Origin of the sequence: Streptomyces sp. UW30 (genome assembly GCF_008042075.1) — a bacterium.
In the GTDB taxonomy this organism is placed as follows: Bacteria; Actinomycetota; Actinomycetes; order Streptomycetales; family Streptomycetaceae; genus Streptomyces.
Map to the genome: position 1 here is coordinate 1 of NZ_RDBN01000125.1, position 958 is coordinate 958.

The 958-nt window shown below is 70.8% G+C and carries 2 pseudogenes; one reads left to right on the forward strand and one right to left on the reverse strand.

The window, feature by feature from the left end:
• Positions 1-181, forward strand: a pseudogene (locus EAO75_RS44720) (lipase family protein); the annotation flags it as partial.
• A 420-nt stretch (positions 182-601) separates the two neighbouring features.
• Here EAO75_RS44720 and EAO75_RS48090 read toward each other — a convergent pair.
• Positions 602-958, reverse strand: a pseudogene (locus EAO75_RS48090) (hypothetical protein); the annotation flags it as partial.

The following is a 958-nucleotide window of genomic DNA, read 5'->3' on the forward strand; positions in this document are numbered from 1 at the left end:
CGTCGACRCCGTCCGCTACATCGACGCCTCAGGCCGCCTCCACGACCGCATGCCCGCCCTGGGCAAGCTCACCGACAMGCTCAAAGGCGCCACCGCCGACCCCTTCGCCCCCACCAGCGACGGCGTACGCGACCACGCCATCGACCGCTACATCACCCACCTGCACAACAACCTCGCCTGACCACGTCGACGGTGTCCCTCACCACTCGAACTCGGGAAATCCAAGGCTCTGGCCGCGATTCCGTGAACGATCCTGGTGCTGTGACAGGCTGCCGCCGCATCGGTCTCACCTCGCGACCGCGCTGCCGAAACGGCACGTCATCCGCCCAGCCATCGACCCGACCTCTCACCCGTCACGGTGTGCACTGCAGGCAGCTTCATGCCTCGCGGTCCCCCGCGGCAGCACGGCCGCGCGCCGGATTACCGATGAGGCCCCTGCCTTCGGCAGGATGGGCGCAGTGCCTCCGGCGCCGGGTGGTACGGACAGGATTCCTGGACGGTGTTCCATCCGCAGGGACGGCCGCTCTTCCTGGGAAGCCCGCAGGCATACGGGTTGCTCTGCCCCACCGCCTGACCGAGACGCCAGCTGCCGCGGAACGGCTCACCGCGCCGAGGCGGGGCGGGGCGCCAGTTCCCGGAGGCCAGGACCTGCCAGGCCCGGCCTGGCGGCGAGGCGGCGTCCGGCGCCCGGGCCCGCCTCTGCGCTCCGCTCCCGGTCCGGCGGGCCGGGAACGCACTCACGGCCACGGACCGGGACCGACGGCTCCAACGGATCCCGCGGACCACCCTCCACCACCTCGACGMAGGGGTCGCCGTGGACCATCGGGGTGTCGTTGACCCAGAAGCTGTGCAAGCCCAACTCCTCGGCCCGTACGGCGAGGTCCTCCACACCGGGCTGCGCGGCGACAACGACGCCTGCACGCATCAAAACCTCCAAGGCGTGAGGATCGATTCGAAC